The following is a 25736-nucleotide window of genomic DNA, read 5'->3' on the forward strand; positions in this document are numbered from 1 at the left end:
CAAATACCCGCTCGTTTGGCTGTGTGTGGGGATTCCCGACACATCGACACAAGTGGGTCTTTGAAATAGGAGCGGTAATATGAGAGATAAAAAAACTGTGTTTTATTCTTCATTGGCTGTTAGCTTAGTTTTAATAAGTATCGGTATTTTTGCACCGAAGCAGCTAGAGAACTTCTCCAATTCCTCACTTAGTTTTATCTATAATAATCTAGGTTGGTTCATTTTGGGAAGCGTTTTCATCTTCTTCGTTTTTTGTATTTATATCGGAATGTCCAAATTCGGTCATATTCGGTTGGGAGATGATGACGATCGGCCGGAATATAAGACGGCCACTTGGATCGGTATGCTATTTAGTGCTTCTATAGGAATCAGCCTTGTCTTCTGGGGAGTTGCAGAACCAGTTTCCTACTACATCGATCCTCCCTTTGGAACCGGTTATTCGGAAGAATCTGCAAAAACTGCAATGCAATTCGTTTTCCTGCATTGGGGTGTTTCGGCATGGGCCTGTTATGCAGTGATCGGCGTATCATTAGCATTTTTCCAGTTCCGGAAAAAGCTTCCTGCTTCTTTAAGTTCCGTCTTTTACCCGTTGGTCGGCGATAAAATCCGAGGAACTTTCGGGAAAACCATCGACGTCATTGTCATTCTATCCATCGTCATTGGGATTGCGACTTCGCTCGGTTTCGGAACATTGCAAGTCAATAGCGGCATGAATTACCTCTGGGATGTGCCGATCGGCATTTCCACACAAGCGATCATCATCATAGCCGTTAGCATTATTTACGTGGTATCAACAGTTTCCGGTCTTCAAGGGGCGATGAAGCATCTATCAAACTTGAATATGTTACTGGCGTTCGTTTTATTGGGGTTGGTGCTTATCTTTGGTCCGACACAGATGATTATGAAAATATTCTTCCAAGGAATAGGTGATTATGCCCAGAACTTCATCAGCATGTCTTTCCGTACGGAGCCATATGGAGACGGTTCATGGATTTCCAGTTGGACGTTGTTCTATTTTGGCTGGTGGATCGCATGGGCTCCGTTGGTCGGCAGCTTTGTAGCCAGGATTTCGAAAGGCAGAACGATAAAGGAATTCATGTTCGGTGCGATTTTTATCCCAGTATTGGGATCTTTCACTTGGTTTTCGGTCATGGGCGGCTCGGCGATTGCGTTCATCCAGAATGCGGGCGAGACTGCACTTGCAACGGCGGTGGAATCTGACATTACATCGGCACTGTTTATATTTTTTGAGTATTTGCCGTTTAGCGTATTTTTGAGTATTTTAGCCATGGTGCTAGTCATTGTTTTCTTTATCACTTCCGCAAACTCAGCAGTATTTGTACTTGGAATGATCAGTGAAAATGGCAATCCGAATCCATCACATCTGACAAAGATCGTATGGGGAGTGATCATCGCAGCTATCTCTGTCGTGTTGATCATGACAGGCGGCTTAGCAGGGCTACAATCGGCTCTCGTTGCCACAGCCATTCCAATCGCAGTCTTGATGCTCTTCATGTGCTACTCAACATTTATTGGGTTAAAAGAAGAGGCTGCAATCATTTCTGGGGGAGAAGCGAAGGAGAAGGTGGAACTTTTTAAACCGGAAAAGCTGAAAGAGACGAAGAAAGACCTGGCTATCTTAGCAGAAGTGAAAGAGACGAAAAAAGAACCGACCATCTTAGCAGAAGTGGAAGAGACAAGGGAAGAGGAGATGTTAGTCACGAACAAATGATTTCTCTAAAAAGTTAATGGATGAGACAGAACTGTTGTAAGCGGTAACATTGTTTGGTATGCAAAGAGATTAATCAAAAGGGCTGTTCCGGGAATTCATTACAAGGAACAGCCCTATTTCTGTTGCTAGGGAATCATGGATAGATATCGGACGTAGCAGCCGTTATTACTGCATTGCGCTTGTCTTCATCATATTATTATGATGGCTTCGTTTATAAAATGGGTGCGTCAGGGTGTAAAAGATGGAATCCGTATTTTTGAAGGGGCGCCTTATGACGAATTGGAAAAATAGAGGGTGGAGATCACGATTGAGCGGGGAGGGAGATCCCGTCAAAGCCGTTGGAAAAGAATATATGATTTAATTGTGAGGAAATGAAAAGGCAGCTATCTTAATCATGGATAGCTGCCTTTTCTCATGCGTAAATATGAAATAGATATTCCTGACCGTTCTTTACCGGATCTTGCGCAAATTTGTAACCGTGAGCAATCGCTTCTTCTGGCACATTCCGGAAAGAGCCCGGGCAATCGGTGATGACTTGCAGCATTTCACCTTTGTTCATACCTTCGAGTGTCTCCAATGTGTAAATAACAGGGTAGGGACAAGACTCACCGCGAAGGTCGAGTGTGAAGTCCGCTTCTACTTTAGCTTGCATGTATATTCATTCCTCTCTTAATTGCTAATTTACGATGGTAGCGTTTTTCTCCATATACTGTTAATGCATAGAGTCCTCCAAGCATTAGCAGTGTGGCAGAAATTGCACCAATCGGTCCGAATGTATCGAGCAGATTGATTTTTGCTCCACCCTTGACCAATGCATTAGAGACACCAAGATGATCCCATGCGTAGGCAAGAAACGTAGCGCCAATAATATTACCCACAAAAACCGGTAAAAATAGCAACTGGCCTTCCATCAAGCGATACATCATACCTGTTTCACAGCCTGACGCCATCACGATGCCTAGACCGAATAATATACCGCCTACAAACGTGCTAAGTGCTGCGATTTGTGTGATTGGCGTTAGATCATAGATCGAAATAACAATGACCGTCAAAATAGAACTGACGGCCATTCCTACAATAATTGCTTTTGCCATAATACTACGTCCAACGAGAAATAAATCACGGAATGCAGAAGTGAAACAAATTTGTCCGCGCTCGATTAGAATACCGAATGCGAGACCAAATAGCGCGCCTAAGCCAAGCAGTCTTTGTCCCGACGTGAAGAAGTACATAGTGAGTCCGATGTAAAGTACGGCAATCACTGCACCGATATACGGTTGGATTATACGTTTTTTAAGTTGCGTAGGCTTTGCATTCCCCCGAATCAATGAAGGTTTGCCTTTCCACCAACGTGTTTTCGTCAGTTTGGCACCGAAGAAAGTCCCGATACCTGTTGCTACGATGAAAATCCATGAGTGAAAAGAGAATTGGGGAACACCTGTGAAGAATGCGGCTAAGTTACAGCCAAGTGCTAGACGCGCCCCAAATCCTGCGATGATTCCGCCAATTAATCCTTGTACATAGCGCCGCTTTTGCTGCGGCAGACGGATTTTGAAGTTATTGCTAAGCAACACCATAATGAGCGCACCTGCGAACATTCCCCAGACAATCCAGCCATCTGGTCGGTTCCACGTCTCACCTTGTAGATGCACCATATCAAAGTATTGCCAGCCCGAGATATCGACTCCGAGTAATAACAGGAGGTCGCCTCCGAGTCTTGTGAATTCACCAGTTACTGCCCAGACGGTGGAAGTTAAGCCAAAATACAAAGCACTAAGAATACCAGCTATTAATAAGACGACATAGGGGTTCCAATAGTGTTGGAAAATAGGTTGAATGATTCTCTTCATGTGTAGTTGCCCCTTATAAAAGTTCTTTTTCTAGTGTATTCCTAATTTTGCAGAAATCAAGTGAGAAGATGCTAAGAAAAATATTTATTTTTATTAAAAAGGAAGGAATGGACTAATATTTCATTAGAGGTGTGAGATGATTGGGTATATCTATTCTATTCAAATAATTAACTTTGCAATATTATTTATATACATATATTTATATACAGAATATTTATTTTTTATAATAAATAGCGATATAAACTATTCCTCTTATAAGAAAAGCGCAATTAATATAACGTTATTTATACGGCATGATTTATATCGTTATTAATAAAAACATTAATTTCATAAAATAGGATCTCATTTAAATACACCTACTTATTTAGTATTTTGTCTACTAAATTAATAGTCTATAAAGTTTGTTTGAAAGAGAATATTCAGAAATTAGTGTTGACTTAATGAAAAGGTTGTATTAATGTATTGCTATGTATAACGGATAGAAGAGTTATCGTTTTATATGCGTTATATTCGTATAGAGTAATATGAGAGAAAAGGGAGGATTTATCTATGTACAATCCAGAGATTGAAAGCGCATCCATTTCCGAAAAGCGAGAACTACAACTTATAGGGTTAAAGAAGACGGTGGAAAACGTATATGAAAATGTTGGTTTTTATAAACAAAAGTTTGATGAATTGCAAATTAAGCCCAAAGATATTCGATCATTAGAGGATATTAAGAAACTACCTTTCACAAAGAAAAAAGATTTCCGCGATCAGTACCCATATGGACTATTTGCGATTCCTGTAGACGATGTTGCAAGGATTCATGGCTCATCTGGAACAAGTGGAAAGCCAACGATTGTCGGTTATTCAGAGCGTGATCTTAAAAATTGGGGAATTTTAGTGGCACGCGCTATCGTCGCAGCAGGCGGAAGGAAGTCTGATGTTTTCCATAATGCATATGGTTATGGCTTGTTTACAGGAGGGCTTGGTCTTCATCAAGGTGCAGATGAGTTAGGTGTAGCTACAATACCGATTTCTGGAGGAAACACAGAACGTCAAATCACGGTCATCAATGATCTTAAGCCACGTGGAATTTGTGGGACTCCATCTTACGTCTTGAGTATTATCGAAAAAATGGAAGAACTGGGAATGGATCCTCGTGATACAAATCTAGACTATGGGATATTTGGGGCAGAAGCTTGGTCTGAAGAAATACGTCTAAAATTAGAAAACAAACTAGGAATTAAAGCTGTAGATATTTATGGATTAAGCGAAATTATGGGACCTGGTGTTGCGTCTGAATGTCATGAAGCTCAAGATGGACTGCACATTGCAGATGATCATTTCTTTGTAGAAGTAATTAACCCGGATACCCTTGAACCTGTTGCTGATGGAGAATTAGGTGAATTAGTGTTTACTAGCTTGCAAAAGGAAGCGCTTCCAGTCATCCGTTACCGTACAGGAGATATTGCATCAATTACTCATGAGAAATGTAAGTGTGGAAGAACAACGACTCGTATGTCACGTGTTAAAGGAAGAACAGACGACATGATCATCGTGCGTGGAGTAAATGTTTTTCCATCTGAGATTGAACGAGAATTACTTCAAATAGAAGGATTGTCACCTGTTTATCAAATTCAATTAATTCGCAAAGGAGTTATGGATGCTATTGAATTACATATCGAGATTGAGATTTCTCTATATGAACAAGTTGGGTGTGACTTACTTCATGAATCCATCATGAATATGAAGCGAAAGATCCAGCACAAATTGAAAAATTCGTGTTTAATTTCAGTAGATGTTGTATGCAATGCACCGAAAGCTCTTCCAAGATCTGAAGGAAAAGCAACTCGTGTTGTAGATAAGCGTAATAGTTCGCCTGTAAGTGTATAACAATAACAACTGGATAAGGGCGTGAAGTGAGTGCAAGATTTATTACAGTTCACATTAACGGGAATTACGATTGGAAGTATTTATGCAATTGTCGCCCTTGGCTTCGTCACCATTTATAGTGTCACAAAAGTAATTAACTTAGCTCAAGGAGAATTCGTCATGCTTGGCGGATTGACTATGTTTTCACTCGTATCAGTGGGTGTGCCATATTGGCTTTCCTTTATTGCTACGATTCTCTTTGTGACACTTATCGGTTGGCTAATGGAATTCCTCTTGATACGAAGAGCCAAAGGTGCTGATGCGATCAGCTTAATCATTTTGACGATTGGAACTTCGATATTCATCCGTGGGATCAGTAGCATGGTATGGGGGAAAGACCAGCATACGGTAGCACCTTTCACCGAGAATACTCCTGTCACTATTGGAGGCGCTTCCATTACACCCCAATCAATTTGGGTTGTCTTGATCATGCTGTTAGTTGTCGGTCTCATGTACATGTTTATCGATAAAACAATGCTTGGAAAAGCATTCCAAGCATCCTCTGTTAATCCAATGGCTGCAAGATTAATGGGAATTAGTCCGAAAAGAATGTCTTCCTTCTCCTTTGTGTTGAGCGCTGCACTCGGAGCAATCGCGGGCCTTGCGATCGCACCAATCATTTTCCCAGCATATGATATGGGTGCTATGTTAGGCATTAAAGGATTCTCAGCGGCAATTTTAGGAGGACTAGGTAGTGCGCCTGGAGCTGTTATAGGTGGTTTGCTAATTGGACTATTCGAATCCATGGGAGCGGGCTATGTTAGTTCAGGAATGAAAGATATTATTACATTTTCAATATTCTTGCTTATATTGATAATAAGACCCAATGGAATTTTGGGTGAAAAAACTATTGGAAAGGGAGGTTTGTAATGAAATTACAAGGCGTTCAACAGACGAAGTGGTGGGGCGTAGTTGTATTCATTGTCGCCATCCTTATATTTCCATTGATAGTCACCCAATCATTTTTTATTACACAGGCTACTTTTGCAGGTATATACGCTATTATAGCCATCGGTCTAGGTCTATTAATGGGCTATGCGGGGCAAATATCCTTAGGACAAGCAGCGTTTTATGGAGTGGGAGCATATACTACATCTATTTTGACAGCTACGTGGGGGTGGAGTCCTTGGCTTAGCTTGCCTATAGCTTTACTAGTTCCAGCTCTTCTAGCTTTCTTCATGGGATATACGATGTCTCGATTAAGTGGATATTACTTAGCTATGGCAACATTGGCTCTTGGTATTATCGTTCACGGCCTTCTTGTTGAAGGTAAGGGAATTACAATGGGGGCATCAGGATTTTACGGTATCCCGCAGCTGACATTGTTCGGTATGACAATCAATCAAGGTGTTCCCTATTATTTTCTAGTATGGTTTTTTGTTTTACTAGTTTTAATTCTTTCGCTTAACATTGTTCATTCTCGGGTTGGACGTGCACTCCGTTCTATACACGACAGCGAAATTGCTTCCAGCTCGATGGGGGTAAATACAGGCAGGTATAAAATGCAGGTGTTTATCTTGAGCGCAGTATTTGCAGGACTGGCTGGCTGGTTGTTTGCCCACATGAGCTATAGCATATCTCCTTCTGCCTTTACATTTGATGCATCCATACTTTTCTTGGCAATGGTCGTTCTCGGCGGAAGTGGAAGTGTGTGGGGGGCATTAATAGGAGCTTTACTAATACGTATGATTGGGATTACTGTTCATACACTTGGCGAGCAATTCACCTTCATCACTAGTGATTCGGAACACGTGATTTATGGATTGATTTTGATATTAGTCGTTATCTTTATGCCAAGAGGTCTATTCCCAACAGTAGTAGACTGGTTAAAAAATACAACTATAAAGAGAGTAGAAAAGAAAGCGTCTGTAGCCATCACACCGATAAAACGAAGTGTTTCAGAATGAGGAGATGATGACATTGTTGCAAGTAGAGTCAATTACAAAAAGATTTGGTGGAGTTGTAGCAAATAGTGAAGTCAGCTTCTCTGTCGATGAAGGACAAATCGTCGGGTTGATAGGCCCCAATGGAGCAGGGAAAAGCACAATGTTCAACATGATATCTTCTATATTTCCACCGACTGAAGGAAGTATTCTGTTTTGTGGGAAGAAGATTGATCTTCTTCCTTCATATAAAGTAGCTCCATTAGGCATTTCACGTACCTTCCAAAACCTACAAGTATTTAAAAATATGACAGTGATTGAGAATGTCATGGTAGGCCAGCATATGAGAACAAAGCAAAACCTTTCAGGAGTTACTTCCATGTTGCTTGGCATAACTAGAAAAGAACGCAAAGTATATGAAGAGGCGATGGACATCTTACGTTTCTTCAATCTAGAATCACTTTACGATCAGAAAGCATCCAGTTTGTCATTAGGGAAATTGCGACTATTGGAATTTGCTCGTGCTTACGCTACAGAACCTAAACTGCTTCTATTGGATGAAATTGCAGCAGGCTTAAATCATAGTGAGACATCTGAAATGAGCGAGTTGATTAAAAGAGTACGTGAGTCTGGTGTAACCATTCTAGTCGTCGAGCATGATATGGATCTAGTCATGAGTATTTGCGACAAACTTGTTGTTTTGGATCAGGGAATGAAGATTGCAGAGGGAACCCCAAAAGAAATTCAAGCGAATGAAGCGGTAATTGCGGCTTACTTAGGTACTGAGATCGAGGAGGAAGTCGTATGAGTGAACAAAAGCTACTTGAGGTACTTGACTGTTCTGTAAGCTATGGGCCGATTCAAGCATTGAATGGTGTATCACTGTCTGTTAATCAGGGAGAAATTGTCGCTTTACTAGGTGCAAATGGAGCAGGTAAGACAACTCTTTTACAAACTGTGTCCGGATTGCTTCGACCGACAAGCGGCCAGGTTATTTATCAAGGTACTGATGTTACAGGAATGGAAGCGGAAAAAATTGTTGAGAAACACTTAATTCATGTACCTGAACATCGTCAAATTTTTTCTACAATGACTGTGTTGGATAATTTATATTTAGGTGCTTACCATCATCGTAAAACTACAAACAAGCAAGCAATAGAAGAAAACATCAAAAAAGTTTTCGAATTATTTCCGATATTAAGTGATCGAAAAGATCAAATGGGTGGAACGATGTCTGGTGGTCAGCAACAAATGCTTGCGATTGCACGGGGAATGATGGCAGAGCCTGATTTATTGCTATTAGATGAACCTACACTAGGACTCGCTCCTCTTGTAGCGAAAGATGTATTAGAACTCGTTGGCGATTTACGTAAGCAGTTTGGAACAACGATTTTATTAATAGAACAAAATTTACATGCATCCCTTAAAGTTGCTGATCGAGGGTATGTCATTTCTCATGGTGAAATCATTAAAAGCGGCAGTTCAAGTGAATTATTGAATGATCCGGAAGTAAAAGAAGCTTATTTAGGCCACACAGTACATTGATGATGGGGGATGAGAAGATGTTCAAAAAATTAACTATGTTATTTCTAGCAGTTATAATTTCATTGGTGCTAGCCGCATGTAGCGACACAGACGCGAAGTCCGAAAATGGAGAACTGACAGAGTATAAGATCGGTGCAATTTATTCAAAAACGGGTCCAAACAGTCCGTTAGGCGAACCTGAATGGAATGCGGCAAAACTACTAGAAGAAAAAATCAATGCAGATGGTGGGATTAATGGCATTCCGCTAAAGATCATCTTGGCGGATGACGAATCCAGCCAGGAAAAAGCAACACAAGAAGCTAATCGATTAGTGAACGACGAAAAAGTATTAGCGTTACTCGGGTCTTCAGGTAGTGGTGAAAGCCTTGCTATGAAAGGAATCGCCTTGCAACAAAAAGTTACTATGATTTCGGCTGCAGCAAGTGCGCATGTCGTTGAACCTGTTGAAGATGCAGAATGGGTATTTAAAACACCGCAATCGGATAGACAAGCAGTTGAACGGGTATATATGTATTTAAATGAACAAGGAATTAATAAAATTGGTACGATTAGTGATTCTAATGCGTTCGGCTCAAGTGGCTTAGAGCAATTGGAAGCTTTAGCAGATGACTATGATATTAAAATCGTAGCAAAAGAAAGCTATAATACGCAAGATCCTGATATGAGTACGCAAGTGACAAAGATTAATAGTGCAAAAGCAGAAGCAATTGTCGTTTGGGGAACTAATCCTGGACCAGCTGTAATTGCAAAGAATGCACATGATCTAGGAATAAAGTTACCGGTGTTTGGAAGTCATGGCATTGCAAATCAAAACTTTATCTCCTTGGCGGGAGAAGCTGCAGAAGGTGTAGTAATTCCAACTGGAAAGCTATTATTCCCAGACCAGATTCCTAAAGATGATATACAGCACAGTGTATTATCAGAGTTCTACAATGAGTATACAGAAAAGTATGATAGCGAACCGACTAACTTTGGTTCTTATGGCTATGACAATGTGATGTTGGCGGTAGAAGCATTAAAGAACGGAGCTACCGATCGTGAAGCTATCCGTGATTATTTAGAAGAGAATATTAAAGACTGGGTCGGTACAACAGGAGTTTATAATTATACAGCTGATGATCATAATGGGCTTGGACCGGAGAGCTTTGTGATGGCAACTGTTAAGGATGGGAAATGGACCTATATTGAATGAGATAGAAAAGCACTGCGCCATAGCAGTGCTTTTTGTATGAAAAGTTCTTTTAGAAATGACTAATCTATCTAGGAATACACGGTACAGACGCAATGTCATGAAATTTTAAAATGGAAATAAATTATTCTGAATATATTGTTGACAACGCTTACACATTGATTTAAGATACTAAGTATAACAAAAAACGATAACAACGTTAATTATACGTTATACTTAAAAGGATTAATTTCCTTCCGAAAGAGAGGAGAGTACAGCATATGAGTAATGAACAGAAAATTTATGATATAACAATAATTGGTGGCGGCCCTGTGGGTTTGTTTACATCCTTTTATGCAGGTATGCGTCAAATGTCGGTAAATTTGATTGAGAGTCTTCCACAACTTGGCGGTCAACTAACAGCTTTGTATCCAGAGAAGTATATTTACGATATTGCAGGTTTTCCGAAAATCACTGGACAAAAACTTATTGACAATCTAGTTGAGCAGATGTCTCAGTTTGAACCAAATATCACACTTGAACAAGAGGTACGTGAAGTGACTAAGCAAGAAGACGGGAACTTCAAAATCAAAACGAATAAAGAAACACATTATTCTAAGGCAATTATTATTACTGCAGGAAATGGTGCATTTCAACCTAGAAAGATTGAAATTGAAAACGCTGAACAATACGAGGGTAAAAACTTACATTACTTTATTAAAGATTTACAATACTTTGCAGGAAAGAATGTACAGGTTTTTGGTGGTGGAGATTCTGCGGTAGATTGGTCTTTGATGCTTGAGCCGATTGCGAACAAAGTAACACTCGTTCATCGCCGCGATAAATTCCGCGCACATGAAGCTAGCGTTGAGAACTTAATGAATTCCAAAGTAGAAATTAAAACACCGTATACACCATCATTATTTATTGGTGAAGATAATATTGAAAAAATTGTTCTTAGTAAAATGAAGTCAGATGAGGTGGAAGAAATCACAATTGACGAAGTGATAGTCAACTATGGTTTTGTGTCTTCACTTGGTCCTATCAAGGATTGGGAACTAGAAATAGAAAAGAACAGCATTGTCGTTAATTCAAAAATGGAAACTAACATTGAAGGTATTTATGCTGTAGGCGATATTTGTACGTATCCAGGAAAAGTTAAACTTATAGCTAGCGGGTTTGGAGAAGCACCCACGGCAGTTAGTAACGCCAAGGTCTACATTGATCCAACGGCTAAAGTTCAAGCAACACATAGTACGACATTAATGGAGAAAAAGGAAAAGCAAGATCAGAAAAAAGTCCCGGTCATCTCTTGAACATTTGACTAAATTAGAATAAAGGAGGACACCTTTTATGGCTACACATACTATTGTTGATCAATCAACTTGCATAGCGTGCGGTGCTTGTGGAGCAAGTGCACCTGACATTTTTGAATATAATGATGAAGGTTTTGCATTCGTACATCTAGATAATAATGAGGGTTCAGCAGAAGTCGATGAGGATTTACTGGATGATTTGGATGATGCGGTTGAGGGCTGCCCAACTGACTCCATTAAAGTATCGGAACATCCAATCGTTTTGGAAGAGGTCTAGTATTTTTTTGAGACCAAGTATAACAAAGTTTACGCAAAAATCATTAAGTTTGTTATATATGGTCGTTGTAAATACGTTTCTAGTGGTATTAATTTTTCAAAATCTAAAGGAGGAATCAGATAAATGGTAACGATGACAGCGATGACCGCAGATGAAAAGATGAAGTATTTCATGGAACGTATAGAAAGTGGCGATAAGATCCAGGCAGATGATTGGATGCCCGAGGAGTATCGCCAAACATTAATTAAACTTATTTCCATGCACGGAATTAGTGAAATTATGGGAGCGCTTCCTGAGAAAGAGTGGGTACCTAAAGCGCCTTCACTATACCGCAAACTTGGAATTATGGCGAAAGTACAGGATGAAATGGGTCACGGACAACTACTATTACGCGTAGCAGAAGATTTAATGAAGCCATATGGTAAAACTCGCGGTGATATCATGCAGGATCTATTTAATGAGGATCTGAAGTTTCACAATGTATTTCATATGGAAACAAAGACTTGGGCAGATGCAGGATTAATAGGTTGGTTAGTAGACGGGGCAGCAATCATTACACAAACGAATATGCTAGATGCATCTTATGGGCCGTATGCTAAGGCACTACAACGTATTTGTGCAGAAGAAGTATTCCACGCGCAGCACGGAGAATCGATTATCATGGCACTTGCTGAAGGAACAGAAGAACAGCAAGCAATGGTGCAAGATGCACTTAACCGCTGGTGGCCAGCACTTCTTATGTTCTTTGGACCTCCAAGTAAAGCTACGACAGGTGCATCGAAGCAAGAAGCAACTATTAAATATCGTATCCGGAAGAACACAAATGAAGAATTACGCCAAAGCTTCCTGGATAAATACATTCCGAGAATTCTATCGCTCAGTTTAACAATTCCGGACGATACATTGCATTTCGATCAGGAGAAAGAACATTGGGTTTACCAGCAACCCGACTGGACAGAATTTAAAAATATTATTAAGAATAATGGGCCAAAATCACAAGCGCGTCTTAATCTACGCCGTTCGTCATACGAGAACAATGCGTGGGTACGTGAAGCGTTAAGTGCAGTTGTTGAATAAAGGAGCGATGGAGAATATGTCAGAGAAAACATTTTACCAGGAATTTGAAGTATTCAGTAAGCGTACCCATGCTGCGTCATTCCAGCACCAATTTGATTTGCTAGCGCCAAATGAAGACATGGCACTTATGATGGCACAAGAAAACTTTATGCGTCGTGAGCCTGTTGTGGATATATGGGTCGTAAATAAAAAGAATATTCGCGGTATGGATGAAGAAGAGCGTCTTTCTTTGAAACGTCTGGATAACAAAGAGTACCGTACTACAAAAGGTTATGGATACTTACGTAAAAAATGGCGTAAATACGAACAAGAAATGCTTGATGAGAAGGAAATCTTATCCTGGGCAGGAGGTAAAGAAAAATGAGTAACGTAGAAAGAATGATGAGTGCGGAAGAGAAAAAGGCAGTAGAAACGCTTTTATTCCAATTAGCGGATGATGATTTTCTGTTTTCATATCGTGGCTCTGAATGGTTGGGGCTAGCTCCACATATAGAAGAAGATGTTGCGTCATCCTCCATTACACAAGATTCGATGGGTCATGCAGCTATGTATTATAAGTTGCTAGAGGACTTGGGATTAGGCAAAGCAGATGATCTCGCTCACTTACGTTCTGCGCAAGAACGAAAGAATAGTGTTTTGACTGAACGTGTCAACGGTGACGGTTATTATATGGACACACCTCAATATGATTGGGCCTATACAGTAGTTAGAAGTTACTTCTATACACAAGCGAAAAGAGCAAAAATCAATTCACTTAGAGAAAGCTCATACGAACCACTTCGCGAAATTGCTGTAAAAGTAAGCATGGAACTCTATTACCATGTCATGCATTGGAAGTTGTGGTTCGAACAACTACTAAGCTCAACTGAAGAAGCAAAAAGTAAAATGGTTAGCGCGCTTAAACTAGTTGTTGATGATATGGGAGATCTATTCTCTTATGGAGAACAAAAAGAATTGATTGAACGATTTGACTTAATAGATTCGGAAGAAAAGATACAAAATAATTGGCTTGAAGCATTGCGCCCAACTTTCGAAAAATTGAAATTGGATTTACCGATCATCCCTGAACCGAAATTAAATGGACGTAATGGACAACACACAGATGAATTGCAAACGGCAATCGATACACTTTCTGAGGTGTACAGACTCGATACAGCTACAAACTGGTAATAGAAAGAAAGAGGTGTTTTGGAAATGGTAGCTCTAGCAAAAAACTCACAAAACTTAGAAGTCTGGAAGGTGCTTGAAAGCGTCAAGGACCCTGAAATTGATACGGTCAGTATAGTAGATCTTGGAATGGTGGAAAAAGTGGATATCGAACCCGAACAGATCAAGGTAACATTATTGCCTACGTTTTTAGGTTGCCCGGCACTTGAAATCATCCGAACAAATACTAAGAATGCAGTGATGGGGCTGCCCGGTGCCAAAAGCGTCGAAGTAGAATTTATTTTCAGTCCACCTTGGACATCAGATCGAGTTACAGAAAATGGACAAAAAGGATTGAAAGAGTTTGGGATCGCTGCTCCACCGCGTCATTTAGAAGAAGATGGATCTTGGCACGTGGATTGTCCGTATTGTGATTCAACCTACGTAACGATGGAAAATATATTCGGACCAACGGCTTGTAGAAGTATTTTATATTGCAAGAGTTGTAAAACTCCTTTCGAAGCAATGAAACCAGTATCAACAATAATGTAATTGGAGGAATTTAAATGGCTAAATTAATCGCGTTATACAAACACCCTGAAAATAAAGAGGAATTTGATGAGCACTACTTCAATGTTCATTCACCAATCACAGCGAAGATTCCTGGCTTGCGTGAAATGAAAGTAACTAAGTTCACTGGTAGCCCAATGGGTGGAGAACCACCGTATTACTTGATGTGTGAAATGATCTATGACGATGCAGCATCATTAAAAGCAGGCTTGAGCTCTGATGAAGGAAAAGCTTCTGGAAAAGACTTGATGGGCTTCGCTGGTAAGCTAGTCACTTTAATGATTGGCGAAGACAGCGAATGACAGCTTACAAATTCATAGAAACATCGGTCGATCAACAAATCGGCGTAATTGAATTAAACAGACCTAAGCAACTGAACTCTTTAAATCGCAATATGGTTGGTGAAATTCTTGAGGCGATGCAATCATTTGATCGAAATGACGAAGTACGAGTAATTTTGCTAGTAGGCAAAGGAAAAGCTTTCTCTGCCGGTGCTGATATAGATGAGATGGCTGGCGCAGATTCAATGAGTCTCGAATTATTGAATCAGTTTGCTGACTGGGATCAGATTCCTCTCATCAAAAAGCCCGTCATCGGTGCAGTTCATGGATTTGTTTTTGGTGGAGGTTTTGAACTTGCTCTTTGCTGCGATGTTCTATTAGCCGCGGATGGCACAGAGTTCTCATTCCCTGAAGTGACTTTAGGTGTTATGCCTGGAGCTGGCGGGACACAACGCTTAACTAAGTTAGTAGGACGTGCGAAAGCGATAGAGTGGCTATGGACAGGTGAGCGAATCAAAGCTAATGAATTACAAGAATACGGAGTGATCAACCGAATCGTCTCTCCAGAGCTATTGCACGAAGAAGCTTTACGGTTTGCAAATAAGATCGCTAGCATGCCGCCACTTGCTATCCGAATGATTAAGGATTCAGTTAACAAGGCGGTTGACTATCCACTGTATGAAGGTATGCAGTATGAGCGAAAGAACTTCTATCTCTTGTTTTCATCGGAGGATCAAAAAGAAGGAATGCAAGCTTTTGTCGAAAAGAGAAAACCGGTATATAAAGGAAGATGAGGAGACGATTTTCTATGTTTGAAACAATTCAATACGAGTTGAAAGATGGTATTGCTTGGCTTACATTGAATCGTCCTGATAAATTAAATGCATTCGTAGCTCAGATGAATCGTGAAATTAAAGAAGCGCTGCGTATGGCTTCAAAGGACGAAAATGTAAGATGCATCGTCGTAACGGGTGCAGGTAGAGCGTTCTGTTCAGGCCAAGATCTGTCAGAAGTTAACGAACAAATGGATCATGGGCAAGTACTAAGAGATCACTACGGTCCAATGATTTTGGAAATAAAGAAATCGGAAAAGCCGATTATCGCAGCAGTCAATGGAGTAGCGGCTGGAGCAGGTTTTAGTCTAGCTTTAGCATGTGATTTCCGTTTGATGTCTGAGAAAGCCAGCTACATAAATGCATTCATACATGTAGGACTCATTCCTGACTCTGGCAATCTGTTTTATCTATCGCAATTAGTTGGTGCAGCGAAAGCAGCAGAAATTTCAATTCTAGGTGAGAAAATCACTGCAGCACAGGCATTGGATTTGGGGCTAACAACGAGAGTTTATTCTCAAGAAGATTTTGAGGTAGAAGTGAAAGCGTTCGCAAAAGGTATTGCTACGAAGCCAACTAAGGCAATTGGACTAATTAAAAGAGGATTGAATGATGTTCAAACACTATCGTTTGAAGAATATCTTCAACGCGAAGCAGAAAGTCAGCGAATTGCCGGATTGACTAAAGATCATGTAGAAGGTATCGAAGCATTTAAAGACAAAAGAAATCCTGAATTTACTGGAAAATAAGAGGAGGAATTATAATGACGAAAATTCAAGAGCAAGAAGTTGCACAAACTATGAAGCGTGATTTCTATAAATTGTTTATCAACGGAGAGCAAGTAGAGAGCAGCAATGGTGCTCGGACAAAAGTCTATAATCCGGCAACAGGAGAGCTCTTAGCGGAAGTCGCAAAAGCAACTCAAGAAGATGCACAACGCGCTATTGAAGCAGCACGTAATGCATTTGATAACGGAAAGTGGAAAATTACCCCAACAGGAAAACGTGCTCGTGTACTTAATAAAATTGCAGCGATCATGAGAAGTCGTTTTAGCGAATTAGTAGAACTAGAAGTACTGAATACGGGTAAAACTATTTCGGCAGCACAAGCTCAGATTAATCAGGCTGTAGAAGATTTTGAGTTTTATGCAGGGGCACTAGTTTCACACCGCGGCTCTGTAAATAACGTACCTGGCCAATTCCACAACTATACGGAAAAAGAGCCGGTTGGCGTATGTGCTCAAATCATTCCATGGAACTATCCACTAATGATGGCAGCTTGGAAAGTTGCACCGGCACTTGCGGCAGGTTGTTCTGTAATTATTAAACCTGCATCCCTTACACCACTGACAGCAATTGTCTTGGGAGAAATTTGCCACGAAGCAGGAGTTCCAGAAGGTGTAGTTAATATCTTACCAGGTTCAGGTTCTGAAATTGGAAACTATCTAGTTGAACATGAGTTAGTAAACAAAGTAGCTTTCACAGGATCTACACCGATTGGTAAAGATATTATGGCACGTGCTTCTGGCACATTGAAGCGTGTCACATTAGAGTTAGGCGGAAAATCACCAAGCCTAATTTTTGAAGACGCGGATATTGATCAAGCAGTAGATTGTTCTATCTATGGTATTTACAATAACACTGGACAGTCGTGTGACGCACGTTCACGTATTTATATTCATGAAGATGTGTATGATGAGTTCGTTGAGAAATTCGTTGAAAAAACTAATCGTATCGTTCTTGGTGATCCGTTCAGCAAAGGAACACATGTAGGAGCAGTAATTGACCAAGGACAATTGGATACTGTAAAAGAATATGTACAATCGGCAATTGACGAAGGGGCAGAAATTTTGGCTGGCGGTGAGCAAATACACCCTGAAGGCTTTGAAAAAGGTTTCTGGTATTCACCAACAGTCATCGGTAACGTGACGCAAGAAATGCGCGTAGTACAAGAAGAAATCTTTGGCCCTGTCGTTGTACTATCCAAGTTCTCGAATGAAAAAGAAGCGATCACATTGGCGAATGACTCGGAATTCGGTCTGGCATCATCTGTGTGGTCTAAAGACGGCGCACGTGCAACACGTGTAGCAAATAAAATTCAAGCAGGTATCGTCATGATTAACTCACCATTCTCTGCTTTCCCTGGAACACCATTCGGTGGATACAAGCAATCAGGATTTGGACGCGAGTTAGCTATTGAAACATTAGATCTTTACTCCGAGACAAAGAGTATCATGTCTTACTATGGATCTCGCCCATTAAACCCATTCGGACTGTAAAAAACATTACGTTAAAAAGGAACAGGGGCTACTTAGCATGCCTCTGTTCTTTCTTACTATAAATATAAAATAGCCAATTAAAGGGGGAAATCAAATGATTGAAAATATTGTAGTTGTTGGTTCTGGTGTGATGGGTAGAGGTATTGCTTATGTAAGTGCCTTAGGTGGGTATTCTGTCACCATCGTAGATATTAATGAACAAGCATTGGGAAATGCAGAGAAAGAAATTGAGTTAATCATCACTAAAGGTTTGGAACGACAGAAAATTACGCAACAAGTGGCAAAAGATATTCGTAGTAATCTTCATTTTGAAACAGAGTTAGCAATAGCAGCAAAAACAGCGGATCTAGTAATTGAAGCGGTGCCTGAAGTTTCGGATATTAAAAAGCAAGTCTTCCAAACGATTGAAGAAAATGCACCTGCTTCTTGTTACTTTGCAACAAATACGTCAACTATGAGTCCTACTGAAATTGCATCGTACGGTCAGCGTCCTGAACGAACTATTGCCATGCACTTTTTTAATCCCGTACATAAAATGCCACTTGTAGAAATTATACGCGGGCTAGAGACAAGTGATGAAACAGCAGAGGTCATTAGAAATGTAGCCGTTAAAATGGGGAAAGAAACGGTTGTCATCAATGAATTTCCTGGGTTTGTCACAAGCCGAATTAGCGCGCTTGTCGGAAACGAGGCGTTCTACATGTTGCAAGAAGGTTTAGGCTCACCTGAAGAAATTGATAAAGCAATTAAACTAGGCCTCAACTATCCTATGGGACCGTTTGAATTAGTAGATTTAGTCGGACTGGATGCACGCTTGAATAACTTAAAATATCTCCATGAGAAACTGGGTGAAAAATATCGTCCTGCCCCTCTGCTAGAACAATACGTCAAAGCTGGACGTCTCGGTAGAAAAAGTGGAAAAGGGATCTATGATTATACGGATAACAAGGAGATGGTGAAATCATGAGGGAAGTTGTAATCGTTGACGCAGTACGTACACCATTTGGAAGATATAAGGGAGCGTTACAAGCAGTTCGTCCCGACGATTTGGGTGCAACAGTAATTAAAGCCTTAATTGAAAGAAACCCAAGTCTTCCTACTGAAGAAATTGAAGAAGTGATTTTTGGCAATGCGAATCAGGCAGGTGAAGATAATCGTAATGTGGCTCGTATGTCTGCATTGCTTGCAGGATTGCCTATAGAAGTGGGCGGAACAACTATTAACCGCTTATGTGGATCCGGTATCGATGCAGTTATGTATGCAGCAAGAGCGATCATGGCCGGCGAAGGGAATGTCTTCATTGCGGGCGGTACGGAGAGTATGACACGCGCGCCATTTGTGATGGGGAAGCCCGAAGTAGAGTATCCACGTGGAGATATGAAAATGTATGACACGACTATTGGATGGCGCTTTACTAATAAGGAATTAGAAAAAATGTACGGATCTGACACTATGCCGAAAACAGCGGAAAATGTAGCGGAACGTTATAACATTTCGCGAGAAGAGCAAGATGCTTTTGCATATGAAAGTCAACGCAGAGCAAAAAAGGCAATGGAGGAAGGTACATTCAGCAAAGAAATTGTACCAGTTGTATATAAAGATCGTAAAGGCAAAGAAATCATTGTGGATCGGGATGAACATCCACGTCCAGAATCATCTGTCGAGGCATTAGCAAAACTACGACCGATATTTGAAGGTGGCACAGTTACAGCAGGTAATGCATCAGGGGTAAATGATGGAGCAGCAGCTCTTTTATTAATGAGTGCGGAAAAAGCGAAAGAGCTCGGACTAAAGCCACTCGCGAAGTATGTTATAGGAGCAGTGGCAGGTCTTGAGCCGGCAGTGATGGGACTAGGTCCAATTGATGCATCGCGCAAAGCTTTAAAACGTGCAGACTTAACAATTGATGACATAGGCTTAGTAGAATTAAATGAAGCATTTGCTTCTCAGTCGCTCGAATGTATTCGCCAACTAGAATTGGATACAGAGAAAGTAAATGTCAATGGTGGAGCAATTGCATACGGACATCCACTCGGAGCAAGTGGAGCACGTATTTTGATGACGTTAATATATGAAATGAATAAGCGTGATACGCAATACGGTCTGGCAACTATGTGTATAGGTGTTGGACAAGGTATAGCAATGATCGTAGAAAAGCCTGAAGCATAAAACCAATTACGATTGACGCATAAAGGAGCTTATATAATGAAACCAGTTTTATTGGAAATTGAAAACAGTATTGCTTATGTCACAATCAATCGGCCTGAATCTTTGAATTGCTTTAATTACCCTGCCTTAAAAGAACTAAAAGAAATAGTAGAGACTCTCCATATTGCCCCTGATATCAGAGCTGTGATTTTTAGAGGAGAAGGGGAAAGGGCATTCAGTGCTGGAGCGGATTTAAAAGAACGTAAGACACTTAACGAATCGGAAGTGCGCCGTAACGTAAAAGCTATTCGTGACGTGTTCAACAGCATCGCAGAATTACCTCAGCCTACAATCGCCGCTGTAAATGGTCATGCACTTGGTGGTGGTTTTGAATTGATGCTGGCTTGCGATTTCTCGATCGCTGTTAGTCACGCTACGTTAGGCTTGACTGAAACGAGTTGGGCTATCATTCCAGGGGCGGGAGGCACACAACGGCTACCTCGATTAGTTGGAGTGATGAAAGCAAAAGAGCTTATATTCACAGCCAAACGCTTGACTGCTGCAGAAGCATTAGAGCTAGGTATTGTATTAAAAGTAGTAGAATCAGATAACTTATTGGTATCTTGCGAAGAATTAGCAGAAGCTATTATGAAAAATGGCCCTGTTGCAATTAAACAAGCTAAATATGCAATTAATGAGGGTTTAAATACTGACCTTCGTACAGGTCTTGCAATTGAGACGAAAGCATACGAATTAGTTATCCCGACCGAGGACCGCGTTGAGGCCTTACAAGCGTTCAATGAAAAGCGTGAACCGGAATTCCAAGGCACATAAGCTTGTCATCATTATTGGCCAACGGTTATAATGGAGAGAAGGAACCGAATAATTTTATAGAAAGAGTGGTTTTTTCTATCTCTAATACACAATCTATGATATTTACAATTTTTGGTGATTACGTTCGCCATTATGGAAATAAAATCTGGATCGGTAGCTTGATTCGGTTGATGAAAGAGTTTGGCCATAATGAACAAGCTGTACGCGTTGTTCTATCTCGTATGATGAAACAAGGCTGGTTTGAAACAGAACGTGAAGGAAGAAAAAGTTATTATTACTTAACGGACCGTGGAGTTTCTCGTATCGAGGAAGCTGCATCGCGTATTTTTAAATTAGAGCCTCATGAGTGGGATGGTCAATGGCGTATGTTGATGTACAACATACCTGAAGACAAACGACAACTCCGTGATGAATTGCGAAAAGAGCTTTTATGGAGCGGATTCGGTACTTTTACGAATGGTTGTTGGATTACGCCGAATGATTTGGCAAAAGAAGTACGCTTATTAATAGCAAAATATGAGATTGAAGAGCATGCTGACTTATTTCTCTCAAAGTACACGGGACCAAGGTCAAACCAAGAGTTGGTTGCCAAGAGTTGGCCTCTTGAAGAGATCGAGAAAAAGTATGGAGAATTTATTTCGATATATAGTCAAAAGTTTGTCGTGGCAACGAGTGAAATGGAAAGTGGTTTGTTGTCGGACGCTCAGTGTTTTGTAGAACGCACTAATTTAGTGCATGAATATCGAAAATTCTTGTTCATTGATCCTGGTTTGCCAAAGGAACTTCTTCCTGAGATGTGGAGCGGAACACACTCAGCCCATTTATTTGCACAATATTATAAGCTACTTGCTGAACCTGCCAATCGTTTTTTCGAACATATATTTGAAAAAGATAATGATATAAGTAGAAAAGATGCTACTTATGATGCTGAAGATAATCCATTGATTATAAAATGACGGAAAAAGCCGTGAGCATATTTACGCTCACGGCTTTTCTGATGCACAATATATTAAACACTCAGTTCGTTTTGTAAAATAAGGTTGAAGTCTTTTCCTTTTTGAACATACGTATCAATAGACAGCTGAATCATTTCCAGATCTTGATCGTTCAATTGTCGGACAACTTTTCCAGGAGAACCGATCACTAATGAACGTGGCGGAATAACCTTTCCAGAAGGAATTAAAGTGTTCGCACCAATAATACACTCTTCTCCAATGTCGGCGTGATCGAGAATAGTTGAACCCATGCCAATAATAGAACGTTTTTGGATTTTGCAACCATGCAATACCACATTATGTCCGACGGTCACTTCATCTTCAATTTCAACAGGTGCATCTTCATATAGATGGATTGTAGAATTATCTTGTATACTACAGCGCTTGCCAATTACAATCGCACCCTCGTCTGCGCGTAGTACAGAGTTAAACCATATTGTAGATTCTTCACCAACTGTCACATCGCCAATCAGATAAGCACCTGGGGCAATGAAAGCGGATGCATCAATTACCGGACTTTTCTTATTATAAGGTATAATCATGAGTTTCCTCCTTCAATATAATGAAATATATGATAAAGTATAACATAAAAGGGAGTGTATTGTATGAATTCGTTATGTAATGTATTATCTATCCAATATCCAATCATTCAAGGAGGGATGGGCGATATTAGTAGCCCTAAATTGGCAGCGGCTATTTCAGAAGCTGGTGGCTTAGGCACAATCGGTTGTGGAACCTCCACTATAGCAGAGGTTGATCGTAAAATTACTGATTTGAAGTCTATAACTTCGCGTCCTTTTGCGGTAAATATTGCTATCAATGTAACTCCTTACGTCGAAGAGCTAATAGAGTTAGTTATTAAACACCAGGTACCGGTTATATCTTTATCAGCAGGAAATCCGTCACCATACATTCAATCTTTACACGATCATGGAATCAAGGTTATGGCTATCATAGCATCAGTTAAACATGCAGTAAAAGCGGAAGAAGCTGGAGCAGATATAGTAGTGGCAGAGGGGTTTGAAGCTGCTGGAATCAACTCACCGCTTGAATTAACTACCATGACATTGATCCCGCAAATCACTGCAAATGTTCAGATTCCTGTCGTAGCAGCAGGTGGAGTAGGCGATGGAAAAGGTTTGGCTGCAGCGCTTGTTTTAGGTGCCGAAGGTGTTCAGATGGGCACGCGCTTTATAGCTACTCAGGAAATGCAGGCACACGAACGCTATAAGCAACGTCTAGTAGACGCATCAGACGTAGAAACGAGAATTATTGGCCGTAAAGTGGGGCGAGTAAGGAGAGTATTAATAAACGATTATGTAGCAACTTTAGAAAAGCGTGAAAAAGAAGGAATGACGCTAGAAGAGTTTAATAAAGCAACAACTGAAGAACAGCATAAGTTAGGTGCTATTGAAGGTGACATGCAGAACGGATATATCAATAGCGGTCAGGTGGCTGGATTAATAGACGATGTTCCAACCGTTCAAGAGCTTATTGAGCGTATGATGAAAGAAGCGAAGGAAGCGTGCAAGCGCACTGCAGATTTGCTGTGAACGAATACTGATTAATATAAAATTAGCTTGCTCTCAATTTTGAGGGCAAGCGTTTTATATTTAAAGCCATAACATGAATTTACATATAAACGTTATAGTAGTTCATTCGTCGACAACAGTCAGTACGTTTCGAATATCCATACGTTCCTCAGGCTTGGGTACATGTTTCGGATAGCCGATCATTAGTGTTCCGACAATCTTTTCATCTGATTTCACACCGATCGCATCTTTAAATATCGGGTCATGTGTCCAGTCATTCGTGCGCCAGATCATGCCGATCCCGCGTTCCCATGCAGCCAGCTGAAAGTTCTGGATCATCGCAGAAATTGCAGCGTAATCTTCATCCCAACGTTTTTTACGTGAGTCTTCCGGCATGATGACGACTAAATGTAGAGGAATATCGCGGAAGTATTCTGCTTTATTCTGTGCTTTATCAGGTATATTCCCATCTCTTTCTTGGGACGTTAAAAACGCCTCGATAAATCTTTCTTTGCCTTCATCAACATACAACTGAAAGCGCCACGGCTCAGTCAATTTATGATTCGGTGCCCATTTTGCGACGTTGAGTAGTTCTATTAGTTCATCTATATCGACCGGGTCTTTTTTAAATTTCTTGATGGAGCGTCTGCCCATGATCGATTTCTCTACAGCATTCTTTCCTTCATAATCCATAATTAAAAACTCCTTTTGATAGATAGAATCATTCTAAATGAAAACCATTATCAACTACTATACTATCATAAAAAACCCCGTAAGAGCAATGAATGCACTTACGGGGTATGGGTCATCTTATTTCAAGTAATAAATAGGGGAGCCAGGTCCGAGGTCGATACCTAGCAACATCCAGATAATTAACGTTACGCTCCAGAACAGCAAGAAGAACATGGAGTATGGGAACATAACGGAAACGAGCGTCCCGATTCCCATCTTCTTATCGTACTTCTGCGCAAAGGCAATGATGATCGCGAAATAAGTCATGAGCGGTGAAATGATATTAGTTGAAGAATCCGCCACGCGATACGCCATTTGTGTCAGTTCAGGAGAATAGCCAAGTTGCATCATAATCGGTACGAAAACCGGTGCCATCATGGCCCACTTCGCTGATGCACTACCGATGAACAAGTTAATGAACGCCGCAATGACAATGAACATCAGTAACAAAGGAATCCCTGTTAAACTAATACTGTCAAGGAAGTTTGCACCGTAAACACCTAACACTAAGCCCATATTTGACTCAGAGAAGAATGCGACGAACTGACTTGCTGTGAAAGAAAGCACGATAAACATCCCCATTGCAGACATCGTCGTCGACATCATGGCGGCTACGTCTTTGTCATTACGAATCAATTTCGTTACTCTACCGTAGACAAGACCTGGCACAAAGAACATAAATGCAATGATTGGCACGAGCGATTTCATGAATGGTGATTTGATAATCGGCATATCAGCTTCATCTCCACGCAACGGAGCACCTGGGAATATAACAAGAAGCGCAACCAATGCTCCTGCAATAACGACAGAAACACCTGCCAAAATCAAACCTTTCTTTTCAAGACGAGTTAGCTTTTCAACTTTCTCGCGGAATTCACCGGTATATTCGCCAAGACGAGGTTCTACGATTTTTTCTGTGACCCACGCACCAACGAATGTCAGAACGATAACAGAAAATGCGATGAAGTAGTAGTTCATGGCAATATTCATACCTTCTGCATATTCGGGATTAATGATCGCTGCGGACATGATCGTCAATTCGCCGAGTAATGCATCAGTACCCGAAAGTAGCAAGTTTGCACTGAACCCACCGGAGACCCCGGCAAAAGCAGCTGCTAGACCCGCAAGAGGGTGTCTTCCAAGTGCTGCGAACAATACCGCACCAAGTGGTGGCAAGACAACGTAGCCTGCGTCAGACGCTACACTCGACATAACGCCTGCAAATACTAATCCAAGCGTGATCATTCGTTTTGGAACAGACATTACAAAGCCGCGAAGTAAAGCACTGATCAATCCTGAACCTTCCGCGACACCAATACCAAGCATCGTGATCAGCACGACACCAAGCGGAGCGAAACCGATAAAGTTATCGGTCATATTCGTAATGATGTAATGAATACCTTCACTACTCAGTAAATTATTTACTTCAATCATTTCGCCTTCTTTACCCGGATGTTCTGCACTAACCCCGAAGTAAGAGACTACTGCCGAGATGACGATTACCAATAAAGCCAAAACAGCAAATAATGTAACCGGATGTGGCAATCGGTTACCGGTTTTCTCAATCATATCCAAAAACTTCTGGAAAAATCCTTTTTTCTGTTTATCCATGATAATCTCC

27 protein-coding genes are annotated in these 25736 nt (G+C 40.7%); 22 read left to right on the plus strand and 5 right to left on the minus strand.

Annotation, left to right across the window (positions count from 1 at the left end):
* The first annotated feature begins 79 nt into the window (after nt 1-79).
* Nucleotides 80-1732 carry a BCCT family transporter gene (locus CSV80_RS07850; protein WP_099670368.1) on the plus strand — a complete coding sequence of 551 codons (1653 nt, stop codon included), beginning with the start codon at nt 80-82 and terminating at the stop codon, nt 1730-1732.
* 412 nt (nt 1733-2144) lie between these two features.
* Here CSV80_RS07850 and yedF read toward each other — a convergent pair whose 3' ends face one another.
* Entirely contained in the window at nt 2145-2384 is a 240-nt protein-coding gene (gene yedF / locus CSV80_RS07855; protein ID WP_029054032.1) for a sulfurtransferase-like selenium metabolism protein YedF, read from the minus strand.
* Nucleotides 2374-3582, minus strand: a complete 1209-nt coding sequence (gene yedE / locus CSV80_RS07860) for a selenium metabolism membrane protein YedE/FdhT (RefSeq protein ID WP_099670369.1) — start codon at nt 3580-3582, stop codon at nt 2374-2376. The genes yedF and yedE overlap by 11 nt, the downstream gene beginning before the upstream one ends.
* A 549-nt stretch (nt 3583-4131) precedes the next feature.
* Between yedE and CSV80_RS07865 the strand changes: the two genes are divergently transcribed.
* The 20 genes from CSV80_RS07865 (at nt 4132) to paaX (ending at nt 21812) form a co-directional block, all read left to right on the plus strand.
* Nucleotides 4132-5460, plus strand: coding sequence for a phenylacetate--CoA ligase family protein (locus CSV80_RS07865; protein ID WP_099670370.1), 1329 nt, complete (start codon nt 4132-4134; stop codon nt 5458-5460).
* 30 nt (nt 5461-5490) lie between these two features.
* Nucleotides 5491-6369 carry a branched-chain amino acid ABC transporter permease gene (locus CSV80_RS07870; protein WP_029054029.1) on the plus strand — a complete coding sequence of 293 codons (879 nt, stop codon included), beginning with the start codon at nt 5491-5493 and terminating at the stop codon, nt 6367-6369.
* Complete coding sequence (locus tag CSV80_RS07875) at nt 6369-7406, plus strand: branched-chain amino acid ABC transporter permease (RefSeq protein ID WP_099670371.1); 1038 nt, start codon at nt 6369-6371, stop codon at nt 7404-7406. The genes CSV80_RS07870 and CSV80_RS07875 overlap by 1 nt, the downstream gene beginning before the upstream one ends.
* Nucleotides 7407-7410: 4 nt before the next feature.
* Complete coding sequence (locus CSV80_RS07880; RefSeq protein WP_099670372.1) at nt 7411-8190, plus strand: ABC transporter ATP-binding protein; 780 nt, start codon at nt 7411-7413, stop codon at nt 8188-8190.
* Complete coding sequence (locus tag CSV80_RS07885; protein WP_099670373.1) at nt 8187-8927, plus strand: ABC transporter ATP-binding protein; 741 nt, start codon at nt 8187-8189, stop codon at nt 8925-8927. The genes CSV80_RS07880 and CSV80_RS07885 overlap by 4 nt, the downstream gene beginning before the upstream one ends.
* Before the next feature lie 17 nt (nt 8928-8944).
* Nucleotides 8945-10120: an ABC transporter substrate-binding protein gene (locus CSV80_RS07890; RefSeq protein WP_099670374.1), complete on the plus strand. Its 1176-nt coding sequence runs from the start codon at nt 8945-8947 to the stop codon at nt 10118-10120.
* A 257-nt stretch (nt 10121-10377) separates the two neighbouring features.
* Nucleotides 10378-11412, plus strand: a complete 1035-nt coding sequence (locus CSV80_RS07895) for an NAD(P)/FAD-dependent oxidoreductase (protein WP_099670375.1) — start codon at nt 10378-10380, stop codon at nt 11410-11412.
* Between the two features lie 37 nt (nt 11413-11449).
* On the plus strand, nt 11450-11689 hold the full coding sequence (locus CSV80_RS07900; RefSeq protein ID WP_099670376.1) for a ferredoxin: 240 nt from the start codon (nt 11450-11452) through the stop codon (nt 11687-11689).
* Nucleotides 11690-11812: 123 nt separating this feature from the next.
* A complete protein-coding gene (gene paaA, locus CSV80_RS07905; protein WP_099670377.1) occupies nt 11813-12766 on the plus strand; it encodes a 1,2-phenylacetyl-CoA epoxidase subunit PaaA in 954 nt (317 codons plus the stop codon).
* 16 nt (nt 12767-12782) lie between these two features.
* Nucleotides 12783-13130 (plus strand): 1,2-phenylacetyl-CoA epoxidase subunit PaaB, encoded by a 348-nt coding sequence (paaB, locus tag CSV80_RS07910; RefSeq protein WP_099670378.1) that lies wholly within the window; start codon nt 12783-12785, stop codon nt 13128-13130.
* Nucleotides 13127-13936, plus strand: a complete 810-nt coding sequence (paaC, locus tag CSV80_RS07915) for a 1,2-phenylacetyl-CoA epoxidase subunit PaaC (RefSeq protein ID WP_199083948.1) — start codon at nt 13127-13129, stop codon at nt 13934-13936. The genes paaB and paaC overlap by 4 nt, the downstream gene beginning before the upstream one ends.
* 24 nt (nt 13937-13960) lie before the next feature.
* On the plus strand, nt 13961-14464 hold the full coding sequence (gene paaD / locus CSV80_RS07920; RefSeq protein WP_099670379.1) for a 1,2-phenylacetyl-CoA epoxidase subunit PaaD: 504 nt from the start codon (nt 13961-13963) through the stop codon (nt 14462-14464).
* 14 nt (nt 14465-14478) lie between these two features.
* Nucleotides 14479-14784 carry an EthD family reductase gene (locus tag CSV80_RS07925; RefSeq protein ID WP_029054019.1) on the plus strand — a complete coding sequence of 102 codons (306 nt, stop codon included), beginning with the start codon at nt 14479-14481 and terminating at the stop codon, nt 14782-14784.
* Nucleotides 14781-15557 carry an enoyl-CoA hydratase/isomerase family protein gene (locus tag CSV80_RS07930; protein ID WP_099670380.1) on the plus strand — a complete coding sequence of 259 codons (777 nt, stop codon included), beginning with the start codon at nt 14781-14783 and terminating at the stop codon, nt 15555-15557. The genes CSV80_RS07925 and CSV80_RS07930 overlap by 4 nt, the downstream gene beginning before the upstream one ends.
* A 14-nt stretch (nt 15558-15571) precedes the next feature.
* On the plus strand, nt 15572-16345 hold the full coding sequence (locus CSV80_RS07935; RefSeq protein WP_099670381.1) for an enoyl-CoA hydratase-related protein: 774 nt from the start codon (nt 15572-15574) through the stop codon (nt 16343-16345).
* Between the two features lie 14 nt (nt 16346-16359).
* The gene (locus CSV80_RS07940; RefSeq protein ID WP_099670382.1) at nt 16360-17874 is read left to right on the plus strand and encodes an aldehyde dehydrogenase family protein; all 1515 of its coding nucleotides are present in this window, start codon (nt 16360-16362) and stop codon (nt 17872-17874) included.
* A gap of 94 nt (nt 17875-17968) precedes the next feature.
* Nucleotides 17969-18841, plus strand: coding sequence for a 3-hydroxyacyl-CoA dehydrogenase (locus CSV80_RS07945; RefSeq protein ID WP_099670383.1), 873 nt, complete (start codon nt 17969-17971; stop codon nt 18839-18841).
* On the plus strand, nt 18838-20043 hold the full coding sequence (locus tag CSV80_RS07950) for an acetyl-CoA C-acyltransferase (protein ID WP_099670384.1): 1206 nt from the start codon (nt 18838-18840) through the stop codon (nt 20041-20043). The genes CSV80_RS07945 and CSV80_RS07950 overlap by 4 nt, the downstream gene beginning before the upstream one ends.
* A 36-nt stretch (nt 20044-20079) precedes the next feature.
* On the plus strand, nt 20080-20856 hold the full coding sequence (locus CSV80_RS07955) for an enoyl-CoA hydratase-related protein (protein WP_099670385.1): 777 nt from the start codon (nt 20080-20082) through the stop codon (nt 20854-20856).
* A 95-nt stretch (nt 20857-20951) separates the two neighbouring features.
* Nucleotides 20952-21812 carry a phenylacetic acid degradation operon negative regulatory protein PaaX gene (gene paaX / locus CSV80_RS07960; protein WP_099670386.1) on the plus strand — a complete coding sequence of 287 codons (861 nt, stop codon included), beginning with the start codon at nt 20952-20954 and terminating at the stop codon, nt 21810-21812.
* A gap of 53 nt (nt 21813-21865) precedes the next feature.
* On the opposite strand, the gene CSV80_RS07965 is transcribed toward paaX, so the two are convergent.
* On the minus strand, nt 21866-22393 hold the full coding sequence (locus CSV80_RS07965; protein ID WP_029054011.1) for a gamma carbonic anhydrase family protein: 528 nt from the start codon (nt 22391-22393) through the stop codon (nt 21866-21868).
* 63 nt (nt 22394-22456) lie between these two features.
* On the opposite strand from CSV80_RS07965, the gene CSV80_RS07970 reads away from it, so the two are divergent.
* On the plus strand, nt 22457-23404 hold the full coding sequence (locus tag CSV80_RS07970) for an NAD(P)H-dependent flavin oxidoreductase (protein WP_099670387.1): 948 nt from the start codon (nt 22457-22459) through the stop codon (nt 23402-23404).
* Between the two features lie 102 nt (nt 23405-23506).
* Here CSV80_RS07970 and CSV80_RS07975 read toward each other — a convergent pair whose 3' ends face one another.
* Complete coding sequence (locus CSV80_RS07975; RefSeq protein WP_099670388.1) at nt 23507-24076, minus strand: nitroreductase family protein; 570 nt, start codon at nt 24074-24076, stop codon at nt 23507-23509.
* A 117-nt stretch (nt 24077-24193) separates the two neighbouring features.
* Nucleotides 24194-25726, minus strand: a complete 1533-nt coding sequence (locus CSV80_RS07980; protein ID WP_099670389.1) for an AbgT family transporter — start codon at nt 25724-25726, stop codon at nt 24194-24196.
* Between the last annotated feature and the right edge of the window lie 10 nt (nt 25727-25736).

Origin of the sequence: Sporosarcina sp. P12(2017), assembly GCF_002743035.1 — a bacterium.
GTDB classification, from domain to species: domain Bacteria; phylum Bacillota; class Bacilli; order Bacillales_A; family Planococcaceae; genus Sporosarcina; species Sporosarcina ureae.